Genomic DNA, 18,733 nt, shown 5'->3' with positions numbered 1-18,733 from the left:
GCTGACCATGACCACCCAGATCGAAGCGAAGCTGGCCGAACTCGGCCTGACCCTCCCCGAAGCCGCGGCGCCCGTCGCTGCCTATGTCCCCGCGGTCGAGGCTGCCGGGCTGCTCCATGTCTCCGGGCAGCTGCCGTTCAAGGACGGCGCGCTGATGACCGGGCGTATGGGCGAGGACCGCGAGCTGGAATTCGGTGTCGAGGCGGCGCAGCGCTGCGGCCTGATGCTGCTGGCGCAGATCAAGAAGGCGCTGGGCGGCGATCTCCATCGGGTCGAGCGTATCGTGAAGCTCGGCGTGTTCGTGAACTCGGCAGGCAGCTTCACCGATCAGCCCAAGGTCGCCAATGGCGCGTCGGAACTGATGGCCGCGGTGTTCGGCGAATCGGGCAAGCATGCCCGCAGCGCGGTCGGCGTGCCGGCATTGCCGCTCGGCGCTGTGGTGGAAGTGGACGCGATTGTGGCGGTGCGCCCGGCCTGACGTCCCATCGGGGCACAAAAGCCGCACCGTAGCCACATTCTGTTGCGGTGCCGCAACACCTTCGGCTTTCCTTACGTAAACATGCGTATTTTGTTGTGCGCCGCAGCGCGTTTCGGCAATGTTGCTGCGTCGGCGACAGCGACGCGGAGGCCCAGAGGGCGCTTCAGACAGTTCGCACCGCAGACAGCAGGCGGGAACCATCGAATTCAAACCGAAAGGACTACGATGCGTTTCTCGAAGATCATGCTCGGCGCGCTTGCGCTCGCCGGTGCCACCCCCGCTCTGGCCCAGGACGAGACTGATCCGCCGGCCGATTTCACCATTGCCGGTGGCGCGACGGTCGTTTCCGACTATCGCTTCCGCGGCTTCAGCCAGACCAGCGAAGAAGCGACCATCCAGGGTACTTTCTCGGTCACCCACTCGAGCGGCCTGTATTTCGGCGTCTGGGGTTCGGGCATCTCGTTCGCCAACGGCACCGAAATCGATCTCTATGGCGGCTTCGCCAAGGAAATCGTTCCCGGCCTGACCGGCGATATCGGCGCGACCATCTATCTCTATCCGGGTGCCAACAACAGCACCGTGGTCGAGCCCTATGTCGCGCTGACCGGCACCATCGGTCCGGCAACGATCAAGGGTTCGGTTGCCTGGGCTCCGGGCGGCCAGGACGCGCTGGCTGATTTCAGCGGCATCTATGCCTATACCGACGTCGCGGTGGCCATCCCCTCGACCCCGCTCAAGCTGAAGGGCCATCTCGGCTATGCCGAGAGCGACAGCTTCCTGGGCGGTGCCGACGGCAAGGTGATGGACTATTCGTTCGGCGTCGAAGGCAGCTACAAGAACTTCACGCTCGGCGTGTCGTACGTGAACACCGACGAGCCGACCGCGTTCGGCTACAAGGATGCGATCGGTGCGGACGGCGCCGTCGTGGTCTCGTTCGGCGCGGCCTTCTAAGCCACCCGATCAAGCGTAACATGGGGGTCGCGGCGCCGGGTAACCGGTTCCGCGGCCCCCTTGCTTTTGGGCGCGCGCCGTCGTGTGCGCTGCAAAAATAAATGCGGGCTGTGCTTCCGCAAACCCAAGCCGACTGGCGGCTCAAAAGCGGACGTTCAGTATGCGACGATCTCCGCTGTTCGATGTTCCGCTCGCGACGCTTCGAGCGCTTCTCGCATAACGTCTATGAGATCGCGCCCGGCGGAGGTTACAAAGTAATTGGACAGGTCGGTAATGTCGGGAGATATGTCGCTTCCCCAAGGCGGCAGCTTGGTGAGATCTTCGATGTCCCAGATAAGCTGGTCTGGCGGGAATGCGGCAAGTTCCGATCGAATCTCAGCCAGTTCGGTGAGCGCGGCGGCCGCGCGATCCGCAGGCAGGCTGCCACGATAAAGGGTCATCAGCGATGGAAAACGCTCGCCCCAATCGCGTTCCAGTCTCCCGCTGACCGTCGAGAAAAAGGCGTGAAGAAAATCGCCGGTGCCAATCTCGTCCGTGATGCTGCCGACCCTGATCCCTACGCCCATTATTCTCTCCGACCATTGCCTCATCATATCGAGAGCAGTGATCGCCAGCCACCCAATGACGGACAGTCGACCTCGGTTTTGCCGAACAATAACTACCAAAAGAAAAGGGCCGTTCCCGGTTGGGGGCGGCCCTTTCTGATTCCGGCAATCGCCAGCGGCTTATTGCGGCGTCGAAGCCTTGGCTTCCTGGCCGTCGCCTTCCGGGGCGGCGACGATGTCGCGGGTGGTCTGGCCCTTGTCGACCACGGCGGTGTCCGGGCTGCCCGCGGTGGTGCGTGCGCCCGGCTCGGCAGTGGTGCGGCCGGCGGCGTCGAGCGTGGCGTTCTCGCTGGGGCTGCGTGCAGCCGAGCCGCCGAACATCGCCTCGAGCGCCTGGTTCTGCGCATTGCCGTCCTGCGGACGCGGTGCGCCCGGCCGCGCCGGGACCAGCGCGATATCGGGCGCCACCACCAGCGGCGCAGCGCGGGCGACGGCGAATTCGTCCGGACGGGTGCGGTCGTAACCGCTCTTGCCGCAAGCCGAGAGCGAAGTGGCGACGCCCAGGGCGGCGACGATCAGAACAGACTTACGCATTGATATTCTCCACAGGATCCTGGGTCGCACGGGGCTTTTCCCCGAAGAAGAGCGCGCGGATCAACAGGATCAGCACACCGATGGTAATCGCGGCGTCGGCGACATTGAAGACCAAAAACGGACGCCATTCATTGATATGGAAATCGGCGAAATCGACGACATAGCCCAGCCGGGTGCGATCGAGGATGTTGCCCAGCGCGCCGCCGAGGACCAGGCCCAGCGCCGCGACGTCGGGCAGCTTGCGCTCGCGCAGCATCCACCACACCACGCCGGCCGCGATCGCGCTGGTGAGCGCCACGAGGCCCCAGCGCATTGCTTCGTTGCTGGCGCGCATCAGGCCCAGCGACACGCCGATATTCTCGACATAGCGCAGGTCGAAGAACGAGACGATCTCCATCCACGCGCCTTCGTACGACAGGCCGAGGGTGTGCGTGACGAGATATTTGGTGCCCTGATCGATCAGGAACACCAGCAGCGCCACGAGCAAACCGATACCGCGAGTCACGTTCATTCAGTCACCACCCCGGAACAGCGGTCGCACAGAGCGCCGTCGTTCGCAACTTCCGGTAGATGCCGCCAGCACCGGCCGCATTTAAGGCGCTCGGTGGGCTGAACCGTGACCGCATCGCCGCCCTGCGTCACCTTCGAGACGATGAACAGCTCGGCGAGGTCGCTTTCGTCCATCGGCAGCGAGGGGACGGTCACTTCGGCCTCGAGGCTGGAGCGAATCGTCTTTTCGCGGCGATAGGGCTCGATCGCTTCGGTCACCTTCTCGCGCAGCGCGCGGACCTGCGACCAGTCGGCGGTCAGGCTGCCGCTCAATTCGGGCAGCACCGGCCATTCGAGCAGATGGACCGAATCGTCCTCGCTCGGGAAGCGTGCCTGCCACACTTCCTCGGCGGTAAAGCTGATGATCGGCGCGGCATAGCGGACCAGCGCGTGGAACAGCGTGTCGAGCACGGTGCGGTAGGCGCGCCGCTTCGGATCCGTGGGGGCGTCGCAATAGAGCGAGTCCTTGCGGATATCGAAGAAGAAGGCCGACAGGTCTTCGTTCGCGAAATCGGTCAGCGCGCGGCTGTAGCGGTTGAACTCGAAATCGTTGACCGCGGCCTTCAGCTCGGCATCCAGCGCAGCGAGCTTGTGGAGCACATAGCGCTCCAGCTCGGGCATCTCGTTGACGCCGAGACGCTCGGACTCCTCGAACCCGTCGAGCGCGCCGAGCAAATAGCGGAAAGTGTTGCGCAGCTTGCGATACGCGTCGCCCGTCCCGGCCAGCACTTCCTTGCCGATGCGGACATCCTCGAAATAATCAGTCTGCGAGACCCACAGGCGGAGAATGTCCGACCCGCTTTCGCCGATGATCTTCAGCGGATCGACGACGTTGCCGAGCGACTTGGACATTTTCTTGCCCTGGCCGTCGAGTGCGAAGCCGTGGGTCAGCACCGCATCGTACGGCGCATGGCCGCGGGTGCCGCACGATTCGAGCAGCGAGGACTGGAACCAGCCGCGATGCTGGTCCGACCCTTCGAGATACAGGTTGGCGCGGGTGCCGACGCCGTAACGCTGCTCCACGACGAAGCTGTGGGTCGATCCGGAGTCGAACCACACGTCGAGGATGTCGGTGACGACCTCGTAATCGTCGAGGCTGTAGTCGGCGCCGAGCAGGGCCTGATGATCACCGGCATACCATGCGTCCGCCCCGCCTGCGCGGAAGGCGTCGAGGATGCGGGCGTTGACCGCGGGATCGCGGAGATAGTCGCCGGTCTCGCGGTTCACGAACAGCGCGATCGGCACGCCCCAGGCACGCTGGCGGCTGATCACCCAGTCGGGGCGGCCCTCGACCATTGCGCTGATGCGGTTCTGGCCCTTTTCGGGGACCCAGCGGGTACGCTCGATCGCGTCGAGCGCGAGTTCGCGCAGGGTGGGGCCGTTGCCGCGGGCTTGGCCGACAACGCCCACACCTTCGTCCTCGCTCGCTTCGATGGCGGGCAATGCGCTGGTGTCGGGCTGGGGCCGGTCCATCGGGATGAACCATTGCGGGGTCGCGCGGAAGATGATCTTCGCCTTGGAGCGCCAGCTGTGCGGATAGCTGTGCGCGAAATCGTCCGACGCGGCGAGCAGGCCGCCCGCTTCGCGCAGATCGGTGCAGATCGGGCCGTCCGACGCGGTGAACTTCTTGTTGATCACCGAACCCTGGCCGCCCAGCCACAGCCAGTCGGCGCGGTACATGCCGTCGCCCTCGACCGCAAAGACCGGATCGATCCCGTGCGCCTTGCACAGCATGAAATCGTCCTCGCCATGATCCGGCGCCATATGGACGAGGCCGGTGCCCGCGTCGGTGGTGACGAAATCGCCGGGCAGGAACGGACGCGGCTTGGCGAAGAAGCCGCCGAGATGGTGCATCGGGTGGCGGGCGACGGCGCCTGCGAGATCGGAGCCTTTGCCAGCCCACTCTTCTTCAAAAGTGGTAGTTACCACGGTTTCAGTCGAGTGCTTGATGTCGAACACCCGCTTGGTGAACGTATCGATTAGGTCTCGCGCAATCAGTAAGCGCGTATACTGGTTATCCTCGGTACTAACGTCCTGCAGCGGCTGCAGACCATCGGCTGGACCCGCATGGGTACGGAACCGGCCGACCACATACTCAACCTCCGGCCCGTAGGCCAAAGCCTGGTTCACCGGGATCGTCCACGGCGTCGTCGTCCAGATCACTGCATGTGCGCCGACCAGTTCGGGCGCGTTCGGCGCCTCCACGATCTCGAACGCCACGTCGATCTGGGTCGAGACGATGTCCTCATATTCGACTTCGGCTTCGGCCAGCGCGGTCTTCTCTACGGGCGACCACATCACCGGCTTGGCGCCGCGATAGAGCTGGCCGCTCTCGGCGAACTTGAGCAGCTCGCCCGCGATGATCGCTTCGCTTTCGAAGTTCATCGTGAGGTACGGGTCTTCCCAGTCTCCCATCACGCCCAGGCGCTTGAACTGGTCGCGCTGCACGCCGACCCATTTGGCGGCGTACGCACGGCATTCGGCGCGGAACTCGGCCGGGGGCACCTCGTCCTTGTTGCGCTTCTTGTCCTTGTACTGCTTCTCGATCTGCCACTCGATCGGCAGGCCGTGACAGTCCCAGCCCGGGACGTACGGCGCGTCCTTGCCGAGCAGGGTCTGCGATCGGACGACGATGTCCTTCAGGATCTTGTTCATCGCGTGGCCCATGTGAATGTCGCCATTCGCATAGGGAGGGCCATCGTGAAGGATGAACCGCTCGCGCCCCGCCCGCTGCTCGCGCAGCTTCTGGTAGAGGTTAATCTTCGCCCAGCGCTCGAGGATCGCCGGTTCCTTGGTGGCAAGGCCGGCCTTCATCGGGAAATCGGTCTTCGGCAGGAAGACGGTGTCGCGGAAATCGGGTGCGTCGGTCATGGAACCGCGCGGATTAGAGGAAGCCGCGCCTTACCGCTAGGGTTTTGCTATCCGGCCAGCAACTCTCGCGCTTTCGCCGCATCGGCGTCCATCTGGACGGTCAGCGCCTCCAGCGAATCGAATTTCGCTTCGGGGCGCAGATAGTCGATCAGCTGGATCTCGATCACCTGCCCGTACAGGTCGCCGGAAAAGTCGAAGAAGAAGGTTTCGAGCAGTTCCAGCGGCGGATCGAAGCTGGGACGGATGCCGAGATTCGCAACGCCGTTCAGCACGCGACCGTCCGGCAGGCGGCCGCGAACGGCGTAGATGCCGTATGCCGGGCGCAGATAGTTGCCGAGCGTCATGTTGGCGGTGGGATAGCCGAGCGTGCGGCCGAGCCTGGCGCCGCCCACCACTTCGCCTTCGATCGCGAAGGGGCGGGTGAGGAGGTACGCCGCCTCGCGCGGGCGGCCCTCACGGAGCAGTTCGCGGATGCGGCTGGACGAGAAGGGGACGTCGCCTGCGCCGACCGGCAGCACGGTTTCGGCGGTGAAGCCCAGCCGGTCGCCGAGTTCCGCCAGTACCTCAGGATTGCCGCTGCGGCCCTTGCCGAAGGTGAAGTCCCCGCCGGTGACGACGCCTGCCGCGCCGAGGAACTCGACCAGCCGTTCCTGCGCGAACTCTTCCGCGGTCAGGCTGGCCAGCGCGGCGTCGAAGCGGAACACCAGCATCGCCTGAGCGCCTGCCGCAGCGAACAGACGCTGGCGCTGGTCGAGTGTGGTCAGGCGGAAGGGAGGGGCGTCGGGCTGGAAATAGCGACGCGGATGCGGATCGAAGGTGGCGACGATGGCGGGCACGCCGAGGCTGCGCGCACGCGCGACCGCGCGGGCCACGACCGACTGGTGCCCCAGATGAAACCCGTCGAAATTGCCGAGCGCGACGATCCCGCCGCGCAGATGGGCCGGAACCGCCGAGCCGCCGTCCAGCCGCTCCATGGGGAGGGGCTATAGCACCCAAATCCTCCCCCGCTAGGGGGAGGTGGCAGGCGCAGCCTGACGGAGGGGGGGATTCCAGAACTGGCGTTAGTGAGTCCTCCCCCTCCGTCGCCTTCGGCGCCACCTCCCCCTGGCGGGGGAGGATTTTTGGGTTACGCCATCGGTGCGAGCCCGGCGCGCAGCACACGCAGCACATTCCCGCCCATCACCTTGCGGATCTCGTCGGGCTTGAACCCGGCATCGACCAGCGCCTGGGTGATCGCGATCAGCTGCGACGTGTCCCAGCCCGTCGTCACCGCGCCGTCGAAATCGGAGCCGAGGCCGACATGGTCGATCCCGACCAGCGCGCGGACATGCATGATCGCGCGCACCACGTCGGTTGGTTTGGTGCCGCAGATCGCGGCGTCCCAATAGCCGATGCCGATCACGCCGCCGGTCTTGGCGATGCCGCGAATCTCGTCGTCGGTCAGGTTGCGGTTGACCTTGCAGGTTGCCTGCACCCCGCCATGGCTGGAGACCAAAGGCCGCCGCGCGACGCGGAGGATATCGGCCAGCGCGGCATGGCTCGAATGCGCCACGTCGACGATCATGCCGAGCTTCTCCATCCGTGCCAGCACCTGAAAGCCGAGCGGGGTCAGGCCGGACTTGGCCTCGCCATGCATCGATCCGGCGACTTCATTGTCGAAGAAATGCGCGAGGCCCGCCATGCGGAAGCCGGCTTTGTAGAGGACGTCGAGATTCTCGATCCGGCCTTCGAGATCCTGAAGCCCCTCGATCGACAGCATGCCGCCGACGATCTTCGGATTGCCCATGCGCACACCGAACAGGTGATCGAGATCGGCGGGCGAGCGGATCACGCGAAGCTGGCCGCCCGAATTGGCCGCGGCGCGATCCAGCTTGGTCGCGTGCCACAGCGAACGCTGGAGCAGCGAGTTCCATGTCCGCACCGGCTGAAGCTGGGCGATGGTCAGCAGGGTGATATTGTCGGTCTCGGCGCTGTTGGCGTCGTAATTCTGGCCCTTGGGCGTCTTGGTGACCGACGAGAAGACTTGCAGCGCGACATTGCCTTCCTGAAGCCGGGGCAGGTCGACCTGGCCGCGGCTGGCGCGGTTCAGCAGGTCGCGGCGCCACATCAGCGTGTCGGCGTGCATGTCGGCGATCTGCAGGCTGGCGTGGAGCCGCTTGGTGTCCTCGCTGATCTTGGGCAGCGCGACCGGCTCGACAATGTTCATGCTGCCTTCGACATAGGCAGGCGCGATGCCGAAGAACCCGGCTGCCCCCAGCGCGACCACCCCGGCGGCGATCCACGGCCATTTCTTCATGTCTATCCCCTCCGGCGCTCCAGCCTGACGAAGCTGTAGGCCGGGCGGCCCCCTTCGCTGTCGTGATCCTCGCGCGAGACTTCTTCCCATACAAGCGGATCGAATGCGGGGACGATGGCGTCGCCCTCCACCGCGGCATGGACTTCGGTCAGTTCGATTGCCCCGCATTGGGGCAGGAAGATCGCGAATATCTCCGCGCCGCCGATCACCGCGACCTCGCCTGTTCCGGCAAGTGCGATGGCGTCGTCCGGCGTATGCGCGACTTCTGCGCCCTCGGCGGCCCAGCCGGTGTCGCGGGTCAGCACGATGTGGCGGCGGCCGGGCAGGGGGCTGGCGAAACTCTCGAACGTCTTGCGGCCCATCACCATCGGCTTGCCCATGGTCTGCGCCTTGAACCGCTTCAGGTCGGCGGGCAGGCGCCACGGCAGCTGGCCGTCGCGGCCGATCACGCCGTTATCGGCGCGGGCGAGGTGGAAGGTGATGGTCATCGATCCGTTCGTTTCGAGCGTAGTCGAGAAACGGCCACGCAGTCCTTCGCCTCGGTTTCTCGACTGCGCTCGAAACGAACGGGGCCTTGGATCATACCGCTACCGGCGCCTTGATATGCGCCTGCGCGACGTAATCGCGGATCGCGAAATCCTCATATTCATAGGCGTCGATCGACGGCGCCTTGCGCAGGATCTCGAGTGTCGGCAGCGGACCCGGTTCGCGGTCCAGTTGCTCGCGCGCCTGCTCCAGATGGTTGGAATAGAGGTGGCAATCGCCGCCGGTCCAAACGAAATCGCCGACTTCCAGCCCCGCCTGCTGCGCCAGGATATGGGTCAGCAGCGCGTAGCTGGCGATGTTGAACGGCACACCCAGGAAGATATCGGCAGAGCGCTGGTAGAGCTGCAGCGAGAGCTTGCCGTTGGCGACATGGGTCTGGAACAGGCAGTGGCACGGGGCCAGCGCCATCGCGTGAAGCTCGCCGGGGTTCCACGCGGAGACCACTTGGCGGCGCGATCCTGGGTTGGTTTTGATCGTCTCGAGCAGCTCCGCGATCTGGTCGATATGGCGGCCGTCCGCGGCCTCCCAGTCGCGCCACTGCTTGCCATAGACCGGGCCGAGATCGCCATTCTCGTCCGCCCACTCATCCCAGATCGAGCATTTGCGCTCCTGCAGCCAGCGCACATTGGTGTCGCCGCGCAGGAACCACAGCAATTCGACGATGATTGCGCGGGTGAACAGCTTCTTGGTGGTGAGCAGGGGGAAGCCCTTGCTCAGATCGAAGCGCATCTGGTGGCCGAACACGCTGCGCGTGCCCGTGCCGGTGCGGTCCATCTGTTCGGCGCCTTCGTTCAGCGCGCGGGCCATGAGATCGAGATACTGACGCATGACGCGAACCTAGCGATGCCGGACAGGCGCGCCAAGCGGGGCAGGTGCATCCGTTGTGGATGAAAGTGCATCCGGACCGGCGGTCTCCGAGGTCCGAAATCGATCATACTGTCCACCGGATCGCGCCGGGTTCTGGCAGGCAATCGGGATGGAAGAACCGAAACGCATTCGCGACGCGGACGCCGCGGCCCAGCTCTTTGCATCGATCGAACGCGAACCCGTGGAGGTGGCGATGTTCGCCTATCTGGGCGCGGGGCAGGAACTGCTCGGCATGCGCTGCACGCGATCGCCGTCACGCGACACGCTCGACCTGCCGATCCGCGAAGTCGCCCGCGACGCGCTGGCATTCGGCGCGACCGGCGTGGTGATGGCGCACAACCATCCCGGCGGCGATCCCGATCCCAGCGAAGCCGACCGCAATGCCACGCGCAGGCTGGCCCGCGCCCTCGATCCGCTGGGGATCCGGCTGCTCGATCATCTGGTGGTCACGCGGGACGGTGCCGTCAGCTTCCGCGAACTCGGGCTGCTTTAGGTTTGATCCGCTCACGCGGATGCGGCACCGGCCCGCTCCCCCACCCGGCCACCCAACGACAGTATATTTTATGGGTGGCCGGGTGGGGGAGCGGGCCGGTGCCGCGGCAATTCAGCGCAGCTGAATTCTAGTTAACCGCCCTTGGGCGCAGGCTGCTGGACGCTCTTGCAGGGCTTGATCGCCTGCGGTTCGGGCCGGTCGCCTTGCGCTTCGAAGATGGCGAGATAACCGCCTGCGGTCGGCATCTTCTGGATCGCGACCTGGACATAACCGACGGCGGCGAACTCGCATTTCAGCAGGTCGGGCGGGGTGCCATGTTCCTGGGTGGCGCGATTGGCGTCGACCACGATAACCTGTCCGCCGGGCCGCAGCGAGGGCCGCATGCGCCACAGGAACTCGTAGGGCGATTCGATCTCGTGATACATGTGCACCATCAGCACGCGATCGAAGCTGTTCTCGGGCAGGCGCGGATCGGCGGGCAGGCCCAGCCGCACGCTGACATTGTCGAGCCGCTCGCGCGCGACGCGGGTGGCCAGCGTATCGCGAACCTCGGGCACGATATCCTCGGCCAGCACGCGTCCGTCGGCGCCGACGCGGGCAGACAGGCGGATCGTGTAATAGCCTTCGCCCGCGCCGATATCGGCAACGGTCATGCCCTTCCTGATCCCGGCGCGATCCATCACCGTCTCGGCTTCGTTCAGCCGGTCGCGCGATTCCTCGTCGGACCAGCGCGCGGAGACGATGGTCGCCACCGGGCGGTCGGCGGCGGGGAAGCCATATTTGGGTTCGGCCGGCTGGCGTACTTTTCCCGGCCCGGCGTCACAGGCGCCGAGGGTCAGGATCGTCAGGCAGAGTGCGGCCGCGCCACGGATCAATCGACATCCTCCACTTCGACCTTCTCGCCGGTCACGCGCTGCGACAGGGCCGCAGCCATGAACGGATCGAGATCGCCATCCAGCACATCGGCAGGCGCGGTGGAAGTCGCACCGGTGCGCAGGTCCTTCACCAGCTGATAGGGCTGGAGGACGTAAGAGCGGATCTGGTGGCCCCAGCCGATATCGGTCTTGGTCGCGTTCTCCGCATTGGCGGCCTGTTCGCGGATCGCCAGCTCGCGCTCATACAGGCGGGCGCGGAGCTGGTTATAGGCTTCGGCCTTGTTCTTGTGCTGCGAACGCTGGTTCTGGCACTGCACGACGATGCCGGTCGGAATGTGCGTGATGCGCACCGCCGAATCGGTCGTGTTGATGTGCTGACCGCCTGCGCCCGATGCGCGGTATGTGTCGATGCGCAGGTCGCTCTCGTTATACTCGACCTGGATATCGTCATCGATCACCGGATAGACCCAGACCGACGAGAAGCTGGTGTGGCGCCGCGCCGCGCTGTCATAGGGCGAGATGCGGACGAGGCGGTGCACGCCGCTCTCGGTCTTGGAGTAGCCATAGGCGTTCTCGCCCTTGACCAGCAGGGTCGCCGACTTGATCCCGGCCTGCTCGCCGGCATGATAGTCGATCAGCTCGACCTTCATGCCGTGGCGTTCGGCCCAGCGGGTGTACATGCGCTGGAGCATGCCGGCCCAGTCCTGGCTCTCGGTGCCGCCCGCGCCCGAGTTGATCTCGATATAGGTGTCGTTGGCGTCGGCTTCGCCCGAGAGCAGCGCCTTCACCTTGTCGGTCTCGGCGCGCGCGGCCAGTGCGTCGAGCGCGGCGATGCCTTCGTCGACCATTTCCTGATCGCCTTCGGCCTCGGCCATCTCGATCAGCTCGAGATTGTCGCTCAATTCGCTTTCGATCGCGCGGGTCGCGGTGATGGCCTCGTCGAGGCGGCGGCGCTCGCGCATCACCTCCTGCGCGGCCTTCGCATCGTTCCACAGCGTCGGATCCTCGACGCGCGCGTTCAGCTCGTCGAGCCGGCGCAGTGCGCGGTCCCAATCGAGGAAGCGGCGCAGCAGGGCGAGCGCAGCGTTGATCTTGTCGGCATTGGCCTGCGCTTCGGCGCGCATGGGAGGTCCTCTCGAATTAAAACCCGTCATTCCAGCGAAAGCTGGAATCTCGTGCCACCGGCGTGACGCTTGCCGCATGAGATCCCGGCTTTCGCCGGGATGACGATATAGGAACGGCGGCTAGTAGATTCCGCCCTCGCGTTGCAAGAACTCGCTGTCGTCCTGCTTCTCTTCGCGGCGTTCTACCTTCTTGACGACCTTCGGCGCTTCCTCGTCCTCGGGGCGGTTGCGGCGCAATTCGTCGTCATTCTGCGGCTTGAACGCTTCCCAGATGACCGCGGCCTTGGGGTCGCTGGATGGCCAGCTGCCATAGACGCGCTTGCCGCTCATCCGGTCGATGCGGACCATGCGGATGCCCGCGGGGGCAGTGAAGGGAAGCGGATCCATGCCTTCGAAGGCCGGAACCGCGAACTGCTTGAAGATCGGTGCGGCGATCGATCCGCCCTGGGCATAGCCGCCAAGGTTGGTCGGCGTATCGTAGCCGATATAGAGGCCGGCGATCATCTGCGGACTGCCGCCGACGAACCACACATCGGTCGGGCCCGAGGTGGTGCCGGTCTTGCCCATCAACGGACGGTTGAGGTCGCGCAGCACCGTGGCGGTGCCGCGCTGGATCACGCCCTCGGCGATATGGACCATCTGATAGGCGCTCATCGCCTCGACCACCTGCCGCGCGCGGCTGACCGGGCGGGGCATCGGCTTGCCGTCCCAATCGGGCATGTTGCAGCCGTCACAGGCGCGCCAATTGTCGGGCCAGATCACTTCGCCGCGGCGGTTCTGGACGAAATCGATCAGCGAGGGGTTCAGCGCCCGGCCATTGTTCACCAGGATCGAATAGGCGTTGACCATGCGGATCACGGTCGTCTCGCCCGCGCCCAGCGCATAGCTGAGATAGGGCGGGAATTTCTGCTTCGACACGCCGATCCGCTGGATCAGGTCGACCACATTCTCCATGCCCACCTGATTGGCGATCTGCACCGTCATCAGGTTGCGCGACTGCTCCAGGCCCCAGCGCATCGTCTTGGGGCCCGCGCCTGCGGTGCCGCCGAAGTTGCGGAAGCATTTCTTGCCGAGTTGCGCGCCCTGCCACACGCAGAAGGGGCCATCGACCACGATCGAGGCGGGGGTCATCCCCTGTTCGAGCGCGGCGGCATAGACGATCGGCTTGATCGTCGATCCCGGCTGGCGCTGGGCCTGTGTCGCGCGGTTGAAGCTCTGGATGCGTGAATCGAAGCCGCCCTGCATCGCCAGGATGCGGCCGGTGCGCGGATCCTCGACCACCATGCCGCCCGAGACCTTGGGCACGCTGCGCAGCGCGAATTGCGGGCCTTCGGGCGCCACCGCGACGATGTCGCCGACCTTGATCGCGTTGAACGCCTGTCCGCCCTGACCGCGCACCGGCATGGTCGCCGCCCATTTGGGCAGGCTGCCGGTCTGGCCGTTCTCGAAGCCGATCCGCCATGATTCGCCGACGCGTGCGATCACGATCGCCGAACGCCAGTCCTCATAGTCGAGGCCGATATTGGTGTTGAGCAGCGCCTGCTGCCAGTTCTCGCCGCGGATCTCGGCCTTGCCGATCGGGCCGGACCAGCCGCGGCCGCGCTCATAGCGGATCAGGCCGTCGCGCAATGCCTTCTGCGCCAGCAGCTGCAACTCGGGATCGAGCGAGGTGCGCACCCACAGGCCGCCCGAATAGACGCTGAAGGGGCTGTCGCCATTCTCGTTGGTCTCGCCGAACTTGTCGATCAGCTGGCGGCGGACTTCCTCGACGAAATAGCCGCCGACGCGTTCGAACTTCGGCGTCTGGCGCGGCACGGTGCCGAGCGGCTCGGACACGGCCTGATCGCGCTCGGCCTTGGTGATGAAGCCGTTCTCGAGCATCTGGCCGAGCACCCAGTTGCGGCGATCGAGCGCGCGCTGGGTGTTGCGGTCCGGGTCGTAATTGGCCGGACCCTTGGGCAGGATCGCCAGATAGGCCATCTGGGCGAGGGTCAGCTGTTTCAGGTCCTTGCCGAAATAGGCATGGGACGCGGCATCGACGCCGCCCGCATTGCGGCCCAGCTCGATCGAATTGAGATAGAGTTCCAGGATCTGCGGCTTGGTCAGCGTGCCTTCGATGCGCCACGCCAGGATCGCCTCGCGCAGCTTGCGGACATAGCTGACTTCGTTGCCGACCAGCAGGTTCTTGGCGACCTGCTGGGTGATGGTCGATGCGCCGACTTGACGGCCGCTGCTGGTGAGATTGCGGAAGATCGCCGAGGCGATGCCGGGATAATCGACGCCGTGATGCTCGAAAAAGGTCCGGTCCTCTGCGGCCAGATAGGCGTTGACCAGCTGCTTGGGATATTCGGCATAGCTCAGCTGGACGCGGCGTTCGCGCGCATAGCTGTGGATCGGCACGCCTTCGACCGAGCGGACATAGGTCGGCAGCGGCGGCTCGTAATTCTTGAGCGTCTCGACCGAGGGCAAATGCCGCGCGACGAGCAGCCAGACGAGGAACCAGAAGATGCCCGACAGCAAGGCGAGAATCGCGATGGTGCGGAACCACCAGCGATTATGGTTGCGCAGGTACCAGCCCCTGACGCCGCCGATCTCACGCGTGATGCGCAGCTTGATGTTGGAGAGGTCGGTGTCGGCCATGCGAGGGGCGGTTTAGCAAGATTCGCGCGCGATGAAAGCGGCTGCGGCACCAAGGCGCCAAACTGCCCGATGATGGTGGAAGGGTTGAAAGGCTGGCGCGCCGCCGAATGGAGATAGCGCCGCGTTTGCCTCGTTCACCCTTCCACCATCCTGGTCATTCCCCGGTTCAGGCAAGGAATTCCGTTATCTCGCTGCGAGTCGTGGTGCGTTTCGTGTCGCGAAATGGATATCGACCGCGCGCCGCACCGTCTGCGCCACCCGGCGCTGCCCCTCGGGCGACGCGAGGAACGCCGCATCGGTCGCGTTCGAGATATAGCCGGTCTCGAACAGCACCGAGGGCAGATCCGGTGCCTTGAGCACCAGCAGCGACGCGAAGCGGTGATAATTGGCGCGCACCGGGATCAGCGGCTGGGCCTCGCGGCCGAGCAGCCGGGCAAAGCCCGCGCTGGAGTTCATCGTCTCACGCTGGGTCAGATCGATCAGGATCGACGAGATTTCCGGCGCAGTGCCGCCCAGGTCGACCCCGGCAAGGATGTCCGACTTGTTCTCGCGCGCCGCCAGCCGGGCCGCTTCCTTGTCGGACGCGGTTTCGGACAGGGTGTAGACGGTGGCGCCCGATGCGGTGGTGTTGCCGGCGCTGTCGCAATGGATCGAGATGAACAGATCGGCTCCGAGCTGACGGGCCACGCCGAATCGCTCGCGGTGGATCAGGTAGCGGTCGTCGTCGCGGGTCAGTGCCACACGGACCTTGCCCGATGCGACCAGCGCGTCGCGGATCGCCAGGGCAACCTGAAGCGTCAGGTCCTTCTCGCGCAGCTTGCCGTCGGGCGAGATCGCGCCGGGATCATGGCCGCCATGGCCGGCATCGATCACCACCAGCGGGCGGCTGGGGTCGTTGCCATAGATTCGCGGAAGGCGGGTCGGCGCAGCGCGGGCGGGCACGGCGACGCGCTCGCTATAGCTGTGGCTCGATGAGGCCCGGATATAGGAGAAGGGCGGCAGGAAGCTCATCCGGCCTTCGGCGGCGGCGCGGGCGAAGCGGGCATCGTCCACCGTGCGCAGCGCAAGCGTGAGCGTGCGGCCGTCGCTGCCGAAGCTGCCATCGGCGACAATCGCCGGGCGCGCGAGATCGAGCACGATCCTCGCGTTGCTGCCATCGGGCGAACCCTGGCGGATCGACGCGACCGCGCCGCCGGGGCGGTGCGCCGCGCCGGGAGTCGCGCCATCGACGTCCACCGCGATGCGGTTCGGACCGGCGAGCATGAAGGCACTCGCCTGACGCACAGGTTCGTTGAAGCGGATGACCACCCTGTCACCCTGGACCTTCACGTCCTGCACGGCTCCCGCCCAACTCGGAGCGCCGGTCAACCAACCGGCAAGGAGGGCGAGAAATATTAGCACCCGCGCGGTATGCCGCGCGGACTGGCGGGGGGTCCAGTCCAAATGCATGGTAACGATACTCGGCTAAAAGCCCTGACCACACCGCTCTAGAGGCCACCCTCTCAAATCAGCGTGAAGCGATCCGGTTAATGGCGGAGTAGCCATGAATTGATCCTGATCCGGACTGTCAGCTTTTGTGCAGGCCACGTAACAATTTGTCGCAGAACCGGTGTTTTGGTTGCTGCATCTAACAGGGGGTGCTAGTGCCCGTTCAGCTTCCGGTCTTGCGCCGGAGGACACCCGCGACCACTTCCGTCGCGAACTTTCAGGTTGACGCTGCAATGAGGCACTTTTCCCACCAATCGCATCGCCAGGCCGGATCGGCCGGGCGCGCGACGGTGGCGAAGCATCCGGGCCACGAGTCCGGACGTGCGATGGCAGCAGAGGCATTTTTCGAAACCCGCGTGACCCTGGCCGGCGATGTCGCCTGCGGGGTCCGCTTTGCATGTCGCGCGCCTGCGCCCCGCCTCCCATGGGAGGCCGGCCGGCGCGCACGGAGAACATTGAATGACCATGCGTATGCTGATCGACGCACGGCACCGGGAGGAAACCCGGGTGGCCGTCGTCAAAGGGAACCGGATCGAGGAGTTTGATTTCGAGTCCGCTGAGCGCAAGCAGCTCAAGGGCAATATCTATCTGGCGAAGGTAACCCGTGTCGAACCGTCGCTCCAGGCGGCGTTCATCGATTATGGCGGCAATCGCCACGGCTTTCTCGCCTTCAGCGAAATCCACCCCGATTACTATCAGATCCCCAAGGAGGACCGCGACGCGCTGCTCCGCGAGGAGGCCGAGCACGCTGCCGAAGAGGCCGCGCTGCGCGCCGAGGAAGATGGCGACGACGAGGACCATGAGGACGGCGACGTCGAGGTGCTCGAGCGCCCGGTCGACGAAGAGGATCATGGCGACGACGACCATGACCATGAGGACGACGACGCCGAAGCCGTAGAGGGCGAAGAGGGCAGCGAAGGCAGCGAGAACGGCGACCGCCGTCGCGGCCGCGGCAAGCGCGGGGGCAAGGAAAGCCCGGCCGACGCGCTGCGCGCGCGCCGCATGAACCTGCGCCGCCGCTACAAGATTCAGGACGTGATCCGCCGCCGTCAGGTGCTGCTGGTTCAGGTCGTGAAGGAAGAGCGCGGCAACAAGGGTGCGGCGCTGACCACCTATCTGTCGCTCGCCGGCCGTTACTGCGTGCTGATGCCCAACACCGCGCATGGCGGCGGCATTTCGCGCAAGATCAGCTCGGCTGCCGATCGCAAGCGGCTGAAGTCGATCATGGCCGACATGAAGCTGCCGCCGTCGATGGGCTGCATCGTCCGCACCGCGGGGCTTCAGCGCACCAAAGTCGAGATCAAGCGCGACTTCGATTATCTCGCCCGCCTGTGGGACGGCATTCGCGAAGAGACGCTGAAGTCGTCGGCGCCTGCGCTCGTCTATGGCGACAGCGACCTGATGAAGCGGGCGATCCGCGACATCTACAACAAGGATATCGACGAGGTGATCGTCGAGGGCGAGGACGGCTATCGTCAGGCCAAGGAGTTCATGAAGCTCCTGATGCCCAGCCATGCCCGCCGCGTGAAACATTATGCCGACACGGTGCCGCTGTTCCAGCGCGCCGGGGTCGAGGACCAGCTTTCGGCGATGTACCATCCGGTCGTCCAGCTGAAGTCGGGCGGCTATCTGGTCATCAACCCGACCGAGGCGCTGGTGTCGATCGACATCAACTCGGGCCGGTCGACGCGCGAGCATTCGATCGAGCAGACCGCGACTGCGACCAACCTCGAGGCCGCGCACGAGATCGCCCGCCAGCTGCGCCTGCGTGACATGGCCGGCCTCGTCGTCATCGACTTTATCGACATGGATCACGGGTCCAACGTCCGTAAGGTCGAGAAGGCGATGAAGGAGGCGCTGAAGAACGATCGCGCCCGCATCCAGGTCGGCCGTATCTCGGCATTCGGCCTGATGGAAATGAGCCGCCAGCGTCTGCGCACCGGCGTGCTCGAAGCCAGCACCCGCCAGTGCCCGCATTGCGAAGGCACCGGTCTGGTCCGCACCGCATCGTCGGCCGGCATCTCGGCGCTGCGCATGATCGAGGACGAGGCCGGCCGTGGCCGCGGTTCGCAGCTGCTGCTGCGCGCCAGCCAGGAGGCTGCCTTCTATGTGCTGAACCGCAAGCGCGCCGAGCTGGCCGAGATCGAGGACCGCTATGGCGTCACGATCGAAGTCGCGCCCGATGGCGAGCTGGAAGGCGCGCGCATGTCGGTCGAGGTTGGCGGTCCGCCGCCCACCAAGGCGCCGCGCGTCACCCAGCTGATCGAAGAGCCCGAGGACGACTACGTCGAGGAGATCGACGAAGAGGAAATCGAGGAAGAAGTCGAAGCCGAGGCCGAAGAGCGTCCGCGCCGCGAGCGCGGCCCGCGCCGCGAGGCCGAAGCCGATGGCGAGGCCGAAGGCCGTGGCAAGCGCC

The 18,733-nt window shown here is 65.5% G+C and carries 16 protein-coding genes; 4 read left to right on the top strand and 12 right to left on the bottom strand.

The genetic code is table 11. From position 1 onward, the window contains the following. The first annotated feature begins 7 nt into the window (after positions 1 to 7). Both P1X14_RS16455 and P1X14_RS16450 read left to right on the top strand, forming a co-directional pair. Positions 8 to 478: a RidA family protein gene (locus P1X14_RS16455; RefSeq protein WP_277316489.1), complete on the top strand. Its 471-nt coding sequence runs from the start codon at positions 8 to 10 to the stop codon at positions 476 to 478. Between the two features lie 225 nt (positions 479 to 703). Then, complete coding sequence (locus tag P1X14_RS16450) at positions 704 to 1,429, top strand: TorF family putative porin (RefSeq protein WP_277316488.1); 726 nt, start codon at positions 704 to 706, stop codon at positions 1,427 to 1,429. A gap of 155 nt (positions 1,430 to 1,584) precedes the next feature. Here the strand turns inward: P1X14_RS16450 and P1X14_RS16445 are convergent, their stop codons facing one another. The 8 genes from P1X14_RS16445 to P1X14_RS16410 all read right to left on the bottom strand — a co-directional run bounded on the left by P1X14_RS16445 (position 1,585) and on the right by P1X14_RS16410 (position 9,658). After that, positions 1,585 to 1,995, bottom strand: a complete 411-nt coding sequence (locus P1X14_RS16445) for an Imm70 family immunity protein (protein WP_277316487.1) — start codon at positions 1,993 to 1,995, stop codon at positions 1,585 to 1,587. A gap of 159 nt (positions 1,996 to 2,154) precedes the next feature. Then, complete coding sequence (locus P1X14_RS16440) at positions 2,155 to 2,568, bottom strand: DUF3035 domain-containing protein (protein WP_277316486.1); 414 nt, start codon at positions 2,566 to 2,568, stop codon at positions 2,155 to 2,157. Next, positions 2,561 to 3,079 carry a signal peptidase II gene (gene lspA, locus P1X14_RS16435; RefSeq protein ID WP_277316485.1) on the bottom strand — a complete coding sequence of 173 codons (519 nt, stop codon included), beginning with the start codon at positions 3,077 to 3,079 and terminating at the stop codon, positions 2,561 to 2,563. The genes P1X14_RS16440 and lspA overlap by 8 nt, the downstream gene beginning before the upstream one ends. Then, positions 3,076 to 5,988, bottom strand: a complete 2,913-nt coding sequence (gene ileS, locus P1X14_RS16430) for an isoleucine--tRNA ligase (RefSeq protein WP_277316484.1) — start codon at positions 5,986 to 5,988, stop codon at positions 3,076 to 3,078. The genes lspA and ileS overlap by 4 nt, the downstream gene beginning before the upstream one ends. 47 nt (positions 5,989 to 6,035) lie before the next feature. Beyond that, positions 6,036 to 6,962: a bifunctional riboflavin kinase/FAD synthetase gene (locus P1X14_RS16425; RefSeq protein ID WP_277316483.1), complete on the bottom strand. Its 927-nt coding sequence runs from the start codon at positions 6,960 to 6,962 to the stop codon at positions 6,036 to 6,038. A 152-nt stretch (positions 6,963 to 7,114) separates the two neighbouring features. After that, complete coding sequence (locus P1X14_RS16420) at positions 7,115 to 8,284, bottom strand: dipeptidase (protein WP_277316482.1); 1,170 nt, start codon at positions 8,282 to 8,284, stop codon at positions 7,115 to 7,117. A gap of 2 nt (positions 8,285 to 8,286) precedes the next feature. Further along, on the bottom strand, positions 8,287 to 8,772 hold the full coding sequence (locus tag P1X14_RS16415) for a dihydrofolate reductase (protein WP_277316481.1): 486 nt from the start codon (positions 8,770 to 8,772) through the stop codon (positions 8,287 to 8,289). A gap of 91 nt (positions 8,773 to 8,863) precedes the next feature. Further along, on the bottom strand, positions 8,864 to 9,658 hold the full coding sequence (locus tag P1X14_RS16410; protein ID WP_277316480.1) for a thymidylate synthase: 795 nt from the start codon (positions 9,656 to 9,658) through the stop codon (positions 8,864 to 8,866). Between the two features lie 148 nt (positions 9,659 to 9,806). On the opposite strand from P1X14_RS16410, the gene P1X14_RS16405 reads away from it, so the two are divergent. Then, positions 9,807 to 10,190, top strand: a complete 384-nt coding sequence (locus P1X14_RS16405; RefSeq protein WP_277316479.1) for a JAB domain-containing protein — start codon at positions 9,807 to 9,809, stop codon at positions 10,188 to 10,190. A 131-nt stretch (positions 10,191 to 10,321) separates the two neighbouring features. Here P1X14_RS16405 and P1X14_RS16400 read toward each other — a convergent pair whose 3' ends face one another. The 4 genes from P1X14_RS16400 to P1X14_RS16385 form a co-directional block, all read right to left on the bottom strand. Continuing rightward, the gene (locus P1X14_RS16400) at positions 10,322 to 11,065 is read right to left on the bottom strand and encodes a class I SAM-dependent methyltransferase (protein WP_277316478.1); all 744 of its coding nucleotides are present in this window, start codon (positions 11,063 to 11,065) and stop codon (positions 10,322 to 10,324) included. Further along, the gene (prfB, locus tag P1X14_RS16395) at positions 11,062 to 12,189 is read right to left on the bottom strand and encodes a peptide chain release factor 2 (RefSeq protein WP_277316476.1); all 1,128 of its coding nucleotides are present in this window, start codon (positions 12,187 to 12,189) and stop codon (positions 11,062 to 11,064) included. The genes P1X14_RS16400 and prfB overlap by 4 nt, the downstream gene beginning before the upstream one ends. 120 nt (positions 12,190 to 12,309) lie before the next feature. Next, positions 12,310 to 14,829 (bottom strand): transglycosylase domain-containing protein, encoded by a 2,520-nt coding sequence (locus P1X14_RS16390; RefSeq protein ID WP_277316474.1) that lies wholly within the window; start codon positions 14,827 to 14,829, stop codon positions 12,310 to 12,312. A gap of 183 nt (positions 14,830 to 15,012) precedes the next feature. After that, the gene (locus tag P1X14_RS16385) at positions 15,013 to 16,167 is read right to left on the bottom strand and encodes an N-acetylmuramoyl-L-alanine amidase (protein ID WP_346770460.1); all 1,155 of its coding nucleotides are present in this window, start codon (positions 16,165 to 16,167) and stop codon (positions 15,013 to 15,015) included. Between the two features lie 621 nt (positions 16,168 to 16,788). Between P1X14_RS16385 and P1X14_RS16380 the strand changes: the two genes are divergently transcribed. Further along, positions 16,789 to 18,733, top strand: a 1,945-nt coding sequence (locus P1X14_RS16380) for a ribonuclease E/G (RefSeq protein ID WP_277316504.1), incomplete at its 3' end; no start/stop codon positions are given.

The organism is Sphingomonas sp. AOB5 (assembly GCF_029433115.1).
Taxonomy (GTDB): domain Bacteria; phylum Pseudomonadota; class Alphaproteobacteria; order Sphingomonadales; family Sphingomonadaceae; genus Sphingomonas.
This window is presented reverse-complemented; position numbering and strand designations above follow the sequence as displayed.

Excerpts from the sequence above, each read along its gene's own strand:
- P1X14_RS16410 (WP_277316480.1), bottom strand. The coding sequence starts at position 9,658 with ATGCGTCAGTATCTCGATCTCATGGCCCGCGCGCTGAACGAAGGCGCC.
- P1X14_RS16425 (WP_277316483.1), bottom strand. The coding sequence starts at position 6,962 with ATGGAGCGGCTGGACGGCGGCTCGGCGGTTCCGGCCCATCTGCGCGGC.
- prfB (WP_277316476.1), bottom strand. The coding sequence starts at position 12,189 with ATGCGCGCCGAAGCGCAGGCCAATGCCGACAAGATCAACGCTGCGCTC.
- P1X14_RS16455 (WP_277316489.1), top strand. The coding sequence starts at position 8 with ATGACCACCCAGATCGAAGCGAAGCTGGCCGAACTCGGCCTGACCCTC.
- P1X14_RS16450 (WP_277316488.1), top strand. The coding sequence starts at position 704 with ATGCGTTTCTCGAAGATCATGCTCGGCGCGCTTGCGCTCGCCGGTGCC.
- P1X14_RS16390 (WP_277316474.1), bottom strand. The coding sequence starts at position 14,829 with ATGGCCGACACCGACCTCTCCAACATCAAGCTGCGCATCACGCGTGAG.
- P1X14_RS16415 (WP_277316481.1), bottom strand. The coding sequence starts at position 8,772 with ATGACCATCACCTTCCACCTCGCCCGCGCCGATAACGGCGTGATCGGC.
- P1X14_RS16445 (WP_277316487.1), bottom strand. The coding sequence starts at position 1,995 with ATGGGCGTAGGGATCAGGGTCGGCAGCATCACGGACGAGATTGGCACC.
- P1X14_RS16420 (WP_277316482.1), bottom strand. The coding sequence starts at position 8,284 with ATGAAGAAATGGCCGTGGATCGCCGCCGGGGTGGTCGCGCTGGGGGCA.
- lspA (WP_277316485.1), bottom strand. The coding sequence starts at position 3,079 with ATGAACGTGACTCGCGGTATCGGTTTGCTCGTGGCGCTGCTGGTGTTC.
- ileS (WP_277316484.1), bottom strand. The coding sequence starts at position 5,988 with ATGACCGACGCACCCGATTTCCGCGACACCGTCTTCCTGCCGAAGACC.
- P1X14_RS16405 (WP_277316479.1), top strand. The coding sequence starts at position 9,807 with ATGGAAGAACCGAAACGCATTCGCGACGCGGACGCCGCGGCCCAGCTC.
- P1X14_RS16440 (WP_277316486.1), bottom strand. The coding sequence starts at position 2,568 with ATGCGTAAGTCTGTTCTGATCGTCGCCGCCCTGGGCGTCGCCACTTCG.